Here is an 8072-nt window from a genome sequence, read left to right on the forward strand (position 1 = left end):
TATTTTAAAAATTATATTCTTTAAAACATTGTTCTCCGAAAGCTTCCCATTTTTCTTTCTGTCTGATCAGCGCCTGAAGCTTTTCCGTATTTTTTTCAGAAATCCAGGCTTTGTTGTGGGTATAATAGTAGTTGGACAATTTCCAGAATTTTTCCGGATAAGTAAACCGGATCTTCAGGTTTTCCCACTCTTCTGCGGAAATCGGGCGGATTCTGTGGTATGTTTTTAGCATTTCTTCTGCTAAATTTATATTCCAGCCTGATTTTTCCAGTATTTTTCTCATAAAGTGGTAAAGATCTCCGATCTGGATTCCAAAACACCAGTGTGAGAACCCTGTTACTGCCGTCTTTGTTTTCAGTATCAGAACGTTATGCTGATTGTATTCCCCGTGGCAGACTGTGCCTTCTTCTTTTGCCTTTTCCCGAAGGTCTGCATAGGAAGACGCCCTGAGCATATTTACAGCCAGCTCTCCTCTCGCCAGAAACCATTCCACAGATTTTAAATATTCCTTTTCAAAAGCACACGCAGGACCTTTTTTTCTGATAAATCTGCGAATTTTCCTCAGTTCCTGATTATGGCGCTGATACTCGTCATTCAGATTTTCTTCCATATAAGAAAGGTCTGTCGGAAGTTTCATTTCTTTATGGATCCCGGCAAGCATCCCCACTGCCTGCAGAATCTGTTCTCTGGATCTTGTATCACATTCCCGCCCTTCATACCAGCGCTGAAGAGTATAGGAAATTCCATCCCGGTCAGTTGAAATAAGCTCTCCTTCTTTATTTTCCAGAAAGGTATCTACCAGACAACCATTTTCCTCCAGCTTTAAAAGAAGCTCCTGCTGCTTCTGAAGTTTTTTTCCCGAGCCTCTCTGTTCACGTAATACTGCCGGACCTCTGTCAGTCTGACAGAGAAGTCCTCCTCTGGTACGGGCTGTACTTTTTACAGTCAGCTCGTACTGTTCCAGAACGCTGAATCCATAATCATACAAATCTGCTTCCCCCTCATTTTTTGTACTTTCTATACTTATGTACAGAGGAGCGGAAATTATGCGTAGCTGTTCACACGGTACTGTCCCGCCAGGTGTTTTATCATGTTCTTTGATTTCTGATCCTATTTGCAGAAAAAATCCCTCCACAGAAAATTTCTGTGAAGGGACCTCTCCTATACGTTTCATGCTTTCTGAAATTTTAATCCTGGTATTCTTTCACCAGCTGCATCAGCGTTTCCTTCTGATTGTCTTCCGGATACTCCAGAACATGCTCCAGAAGCTGATCCAGAATTTCTCCCAGATAAGGGCCCGGCTTATAACCGGCCTGAATAAGATCTCTGCCTGTAACTGCCAGACTTTTCAGGGAAACACACTGTTTTTTCTCCACGATCTGCTCATAACAGGATTTCACACCTTCCAGCCGCTCTTCCTTTTCCCGGCGCTGATAAGTGCTTTGCGCCAGCATATCTGCTCTCTGAACCTCCAGATAAAGTGGAAAAATATCTTCCCCGATTTTGTTGACAGAGCGGCGTACATTTGGCATCTGGGCTGCCGGTCTGGCGTCATGCCACTTTACAAGCCGACAAACCTTATGAATGGTGTCATTATCAAATTTCAGCCGGCGCAGAATGGCTTTTGCCATCTGCTCACTTTCCGGTCCGTGCATTTTAAAATGATCGCGGCCATTTTCGTCCGTTGTTTTTACCACCGGCTTACCAATGTCATGAAGAAGCATGGTCAGGCGAAGAACCTTGTCCGCTCTGACGTGCAAAAGACTTTTCAGAATATGTTCGCCTACTGTATAACAGTGATGGGGAGTATTCTGATCAGTTTTCATGCACACATCAAACTCCGGCAAAAACTCTGCTGTCACCCCTGTTTCATATGCAGCACGGAGGTAGTCCGGATTGGGGGAAACAAGAAGCTTTACAAGCTCCACCTGAATCCTCTCGGCGCTGACCAGTTTAAGATTGGGAGCCAGAGCTCCTATGGCTTCCTTTGTACTCGCTTCTATGGTAAAGCCCAGCTGGGCGGAAAAGCGGACAGCTCTCAGAATCCTCAGCGCATCCTCCTGAAACCGCTCCATGGGATCACCCACGCAGCGGATCACCTTTTTTTCCATGTCATTCACTCCGCCAAAAAGATCTACAAGTCCCCTCTCAGGATGATATGCCATGGCATTAATGGTAAAATCTCTCCGTTTCAGATCCTCTTTAAGATTTGAGGTAAACCTTACTTCTTTGGGATGACGGCCATCCTCATAATCGCCGTCCACCCGGTAAGTAGTTACCTCAAAGCCTTCTTTTTCTATGAGAACGGTTACTGTTCCATGCTGAAGTCCGGTATCTACAGTTCTTCTGAAAAGCGCTTTTACCTGCTCCGGAGATGCAGATGTGGTAATGTCCCAGTCATCGGGACAGCGTCCCAGAATGGAATCCCGGACACAGCCGCCCACTACATAGGCCTCATATCCGTGCTGTTCCAGCGTATTCAGAATAATTTCCGCACCGGAAGGTATATTCAGCTTCATCTTAGTATGCTCTTCCCCAGTAAACCATTTTTTTCGCAGGTTTTCCGCAGCATACGCACACATCGCTTAAATGCTCCTGCTCAAACGGCATACATCTGGAAGTTGCCTGTACGTCTTCCTTGATCTTGTCCTCGCAGGCCTGATCGCCGCACCACATTGCTTTTACAAAGCCCGGTTTCGTGTTGATGGTCTCTTTAAACTCTTCATAATCCGTTGCAACATAGGTATGAGCTTCCCGGTGAGCGCGGGCTCTTTCCAGCATATCCTTCTGCATGGTGTCAAGAACTTCCTGAACCTTTCCTGCCAGCTCCTCAAAAGTTACCACATATTTTTCCCGTGTATCACGGCGGCAGATCACAGCCTGTCCGTTTTCGATATCCTTGGGACCGCACTCAATACGAACCGGAATACCGCGCATTTCCTGCTCGGAGAATTTATATCCCGGACTTCTGTCTGTATCGTCCACCTTCACGCGGATTCCTGCAGCTTTCAGAGTCTCAAACAGCTCATCTGCTTTTTCCAGAACACCCTCTTTGCGCTGCTGGATCGGAATGATCACAGCCTGTACCGGAGCGATTCTCGGAGGAAGCACAAGACCGCTGTTGTCACCGTGAACCATAATGATAGCTCCGATCATACGGGTTGTCATTCCCCAGGATGTCTGATGAACATACTGAAGCTTGTTTTCTTTGTCTGTATATTGAATACCGAAAGCTTTTGCAAAGCCGTCGCCGAAGTTATGGCTGGTTCCGGACTGCAGAGCTTTTCCATCGTGCATCAGAGACTCGATTGTATAAGTCGCCTCTGCGCCTGCAAATTTTTCTTTGTCTGTTTTCTGGCCTTTTACAACCGGGATTGCAAGAACTTCCTCACAGAAGTCTGCATATACATTCAGCATCTGAATGGTTCTCTCTTCCGCCTCTTCAGCTGTTGCATGAGCAGTATGGCCTTCCTGCCACAGAAATTCTCTGGAACGCAGGAACGGACGGGTTGTTTTTTCCCAGCGGACTACAGAACACCACTGATTGTAAACCTTCGGAAGATCTCTGTGGGACTGGATCTCCTTCTGATAAAAATCGCAGAACAGAGTCTCAGAGGTCGGACGCACACAGAGACGCTCCTGAAGAGGATCCAGTCCGCCGTGAGTTACCCATGCAACCTCCGGCGCAAAGCCCTCTACGTGATCCTTTTCTTTCTGAAGAAGAGACTCCGGAATAAACATAGGCATGTAAACATTCTGAACGCCTGTTTCTTTGAATCTTCTGTCCAGCTCATTCTGGATGTTTTCCCAGATGGCATAGCCGGCCGGCTTGATCACCATGCAGCCCTTTACGCTTGTGTAATCGCAAAGCTCTGCCTTTTTTACTACGTCAGTATACCACTGCGCAAAATCTTCCTCCATGGAAGTGATGGCTTCTACTAATTTTTTCTCTTTTGCCATGATCATTCTCCTTTTTTCAATACTGTTATTTCCTGTTTCCGGGACTGGGAAGGACAGAATGCACTACTTTCCCGGTAAATAAAAAAAGCCCTTCCAATCCCTGCAAAGGGACCGAAGGACTTCGGCGGTACCACCCTGATTAGCAGTACCTCCATAAACAGCTGCCTCACGGACAGTCTGTATTTATACTGCTCTCTCCTGTTTCTTTAACGCAGAAATACGCCGTACTTCAATTGCACGGAGCTCTGAGGCCGGTTCCACGGTTCGCGCACAAAATCCTCACACCACCGCCTGACAGCTGAACAGGCTTCGGGATTTCTCTCTGAGATTGCTCTGCGTGTACTATTCTCTTCTTCGCCGTTTTCTGTTTTCAGTTGTGTTTCCACGAACTTTTACTCATTGTATGCGAAAAAATCTCCTGTGTCAAGCCTCCTGAACGGAAAACCCGGAACAAATCCCGCACTTTTATGGCTGCCCCGTAAAAATCTGACAGAATTTTCTGGGCAGACAGCATTTTTACCTTTTCAGACAGTAATCCTGATCTCTCTTCCGGTACGGTTGTATTTATAGTATCTGACGCCGGCTGCATCCAGCATACGCTTGGACGCGATCACGGACGGAGTATTTTCATATTTGTCACAGTCATATACAATGGTTTTGATCCCGGACTGAATAATGGCCTTGGCGCACTCATTACAGGGAAAAAGTGAAACGTAAAGCTTCGCGCCCTCCAGGCTTCCGCCTCTGTAATTCAGGATTGCGTTCAGCTCACTGTGAGTCACATAAAGATACTTTGTGTCCAGGGCATCGCCTTCTCTTGCCCACGGAAACTTATCATCCGAGCATCCCATAGGAAATCCGTTGTATCCCATGGAAAGAATCTTGTTGTCCTCACTTACAATACAGGCTCCCACCTGTGAATGAGGATCCTTGGACCGCATCCCGGAAAGCATTGCCACCCCCATAAAATACTCATCCCAGGAAATATAGTCCATTCTTTTTTCTTTCTCCATTGTAAAACCCTCCCCATAATACTTTATAAACTGCCTGTTGTCTGAGATCAACAGGCTTTGTGATTCAGGTAAACAGGACAAACCCTTTACAGATCGTCCGGTCCCCTTTATCTTCTTTATATCAGTCTGTCTCTATCTGGCTGATTCTGCGAATATGTCTTTCGTCATTGGAAAACGGTGTGTTTAAGAAAGTATCCACGATCTTAAGCGCAAGACCTGCGCCTACAACTCTTCCTCCCATTGCCAGAACATTGGCATCATTGTGAAGTCTTGTTGCCTCTGCGCTGAAGCAGTCTGTACAAAGTGCTGCGCGGATTCCCTTAAATTTATTTGCTGTAATGGAAATTCCAATACCTGTTCCGCAGATCAGGATTCCCTTTTCACATTCACCATTCTGTATCGCTCTTGCCACTTTTTTTGCATAAACCGGATAATCAACAGCCTCCTGACTGTCGCATCCATAGTCAATATACTCTATATTCTGCTGATCCAGATGCTTTTTAATCTCCTGTTTCAGTTCAAATCCACCGTGGTCACATCCTAATGCTATCATTCCTGTTCCTCCTGTACGTTTATAATCTTATGTCCTGCAGCTTTTAAAAGCCGGTTCATAATAGCCTGTCCCATTCTGGGCGTATAAAATGCCTCTGAGTAAATAGCGCTGACACCATCCCCGTCAAAATCCCGAAGCACTTCGTAAAGATGATGGGCGATCGTCTCCTCATCCTCCCTGCTTCCGATACTCCGCACAACTCCGTTTTTGTACAAAGCTGACGTTTCGTCTGTGGCAATGATCCCCACACGTCTGCCCTGACTTACCGCTTCTTCTGTCATACGGTTTATATAGGCGATTACCTGCTCTGTATTTCCTTCCACAACAGCAAGATCCGCCTTTGGCGCATAATGACGGTATTTCATTCCCGGAGCTTTTGGATGAACACTGCTGTCTGTAATCAGAAGCCCTCTGTCCATTCGTACCTCACCCAGAATCTCCTGAAGCATTTCCAGAGAAATATACCCTGGTCTCAATACTACCGGAACATCCTCTGTAAAATCTACAATCGTAGATTCCAGGCCGATACCAACCTGTCCTCCATCCAGGATCATATCAATGGCATCTCCCAGATCTTCCTCCACATGCTCAGCTCTGGTAGGACTTGGACGGCCCGATGTGTTTGCGCTCGGAGCCGCAACAAAGCCTCCCGCCGCCCGGATAAGCTCCTGAGCGATCAGATCACTGGGAAACCGGACTGCAACGCTGTCAAGACCGCCGGTCGTCTCCCCGGGAACAATCTCTGCTTTTGGAAGAATCATGGTCAGAGGCCCCGGCCAGAATTTCTCTGCCAGAAGCTGTGCCTTTTCCGGAATTTCCGACACAATCTCTTTCAGGCTGTCCATATCTGCAATGTGAATGATCAGAGGATTGTCTGACGGACGTCCCTTTGCAGCATAAATTTTCATGGATGCCCGGGAATCCAGGGCATTTCCTCCCAGTCCGTATACTGTTTCCGTTGGAAAAGCCACCAGCCCTCCGTTTTTCAGTATCTGTCCTGCTCTTTTTATTGCCTCTTTATCCGGATGCTTCGCATCCATGCTCACAACCTCTGCTCTCATCTTCTGCAACTCCCTGTCTTTATTGGTATATACCTGCAGTTTTTATACGACTGCAGGTCATTCCCGGCATGTATTTTACTCAGCCCATTCAGACTGTCTGTTCAGATGTTTATTATAGTTTATTTTTCAAAAATATACAACCTGCAGTTGTACCTGCCGGATCTGTTCCCCTGTACAGCTTCCGGATTCTGCTGTCCTGCCTGGGGACAGCCCATAGGATCTGCATGCAGCTTAACAGGGACATACCTTGTCTCTCACATAGCGTCTGAAAAATATCCCTTTATTTCTTTTATTCCGGTCTTACCAGCTCCAGCCTTTTCAGAACAGGATAAAGATAGCTGGCGCCGAATACCCCCAGTTTTTTCGGTCCCTGTACGGGAAGGGGAAATTCCTCTCCTCCCTGCCGCCTCTCCTGCAGTTTCCTAAAAACCATTTCCACACTGCTTCTGGTAATACTTTTACTGTTTACCTTTCTGTCCACAAAAATCTCATTTCCCCGGATTTTATAATGAAACTCAAGTCCCCGCGCCGTATAAAACCTTTCGCCCTGCATCAGGCACAGAACAGCCCAGAGCTTATCCATCGTAAAATCATTTTTCAGTTCCTCTGATATATTTTTCCCTGTATCTTCTGTCATAATTCTGCCACCCCATATAAAAACCATTCATTTTTCTTTTTATTTTATCATCTGAGAACTGCCAAAACAAGCAGGAAGCAGGTATTCCTATGCTCCTTTTAACCACTGACACCTTGCTCCTTTCCCGGAAATATGCTAATCTGAGCATATATAATTTCCGGAGAAAGGAGCCTTTTTTATGAGTATTATGAACACCTGTACCGGCAGGAAATTTGATCCCATGCATATAAAGCCGGAAAATATCTGTCTGGAAGATATTGCTCATGCCCTGAGCTTTCTTTGCCGGGGCGGAGGACAGACTCTGATCTTTTACTCTGTAGCCCAGCACTGCCTCAACTGCGCAAAAGAAGCCCGGGCCAGAGGATGGTCTGAACGCATGGTTCTTGCCTGCCTCCTTCACGATGCCAGCGAAGCCTATATCTCAGACATCATCCGCCCGGTAAAGGCGCATCTGTCTAATTATCTTGAAATTGAAGAAATGATCATGAATGTGATCTGGGAAAAATTTAATCTGAATGACCTGTCTTCTGAAGAACATATGATGTGGAAACAGATTGACAACGATATTCTTTCTGCGGAGCTTCCGGTTCTGTTCCCGGGTGAAAAAAATCATCCCACCGTACCCCTTCAGTCTGCGCCTGATCTGGAAGAGCATCCCTTCCGGGATATGGAAAAACAGTTCCTGGCTTTCGCACATCAACTGGGGATACAGTAAAAACAGCTCAATATATCTCATTTTCCTTTACCGGATGCAAAAAAACAGGACTGCCTGAACTTGATATTTTCAAATTCAGACAGTCCTTTTCTGTTTCAGAGAAATCTTCCCCTATCCGACTTTTACAATATAG

The 8072-nt window shown here is 46.1% G+C and carries 8 protein-coding genes; 1 reads left to right on the forward strand and 7 read right to left on the reverse strand.

Annotated elements, in window-relative coordinates; genetic code table 11:
* Nucleotides 1-4: 4 nt before the first annotated feature.
* The 7 genes from QVP40_RS00235 to QVP40_RS00265 all read right to left on the reverse strand — a co-directional run bounded on the left by QVP40_RS00235 (nt 5) and on the right by QVP40_RS00265 (nt 7224).
* On the reverse strand, nt 5-988 hold the full coding sequence (locus tag QVP40_RS00235; RefSeq protein ID WP_022066505.1) for a CotS family spore coat protein: 984 nt from the start codon (nt 986-988) through the stop codon (nt 5-7).
* Nucleotides 989-1187: 199 nt separating this feature from the next.
* Nucleotides 1188-2519 (reverse strand): CCA tRNA nucleotidyltransferase, encoded by a 1332-nt coding sequence (locus QVP40_RS00240; RefSeq protein ID WP_138271324.1) that lies wholly within the window; start codon nt 2517-2519, stop codon nt 1188-1190.
* 1 nt (nt 2520) lies between these two features.
* Nucleotides 2521-3960, reverse strand: a complete 1440-nt coding sequence (proS, locus tag QVP40_RS00245) for a proline--tRNA ligase (protein WP_022066507.1) — start codon at nt 3958-3960, stop codon at nt 2521-2523.
* A gap of 524 nt (nt 3961-4484) precedes the next feature.
* Nucleotides 4485-4973, reverse strand: coding sequence for a deoxycytidylate deaminase (locus QVP40_RS00250; RefSeq protein WP_022066508.1), 489 nt, complete (start codon nt 4971-4973; stop codon nt 4485-4487).
* A 121-nt stretch (nt 4974-5094) separates the two neighbouring features.
* Complete coding sequence (gene rpiB, locus QVP40_RS00255; protein ID WP_022066509.1) at nt 5095-5526, reverse strand: ribose 5-phosphate isomerase B; 432 nt, start codon at nt 5524-5526, stop codon at nt 5095-5097.
* On the reverse strand, nt 5523-6587 hold the full coding sequence (locus QVP40_RS00260) for an L-threonylcarbamoyladenylate synthase (protein ID WP_022066510.1): 1065 nt from the start codon (nt 6585-6587) through the stop codon (nt 5523-5525). Before QVP40_RS00260 ends, rpiB begins: the two co-directional genes overlap by 4 nt.
* Nucleotides 6588-6876: 289 nt before the next feature.
* Nucleotides 6877-7224 (reverse strand): hypothetical protein, encoded by a 348-nt coding sequence (locus QVP40_RS00265; RefSeq protein ID WP_022066511.1) that lies wholly within the window; start codon nt 7222-7224, stop codon nt 6877-6879.
* 178 nt (nt 7225-7402) lie between these two features.
* Here QVP40_RS00265 and QVP40_RS00270 point away from each other — a divergent pair, with 178 nt between their 5' ends.
* The gene (locus QVP40_RS00270) at nt 7403-7939 is read left to right on the forward strand and encodes a hypothetical protein (RefSeq protein ID WP_022066512.1); all 537 of its coding nucleotides are present in this window, start codon (nt 7403-7405) and stop codon (nt 7937-7939) included.
* Nucleotides 7940-8072 lie beyond the last annotated feature (133 nt).

This window comes from Blautia sp. CAG:257, from assembly GCF_000433815.1.
Taxonomy (GTDB): Bacteria; Bacillota; Clostridia; order Lachnospirales; family Lachnospiraceae; genus Blautia_A; species Blautia_A caecimuris.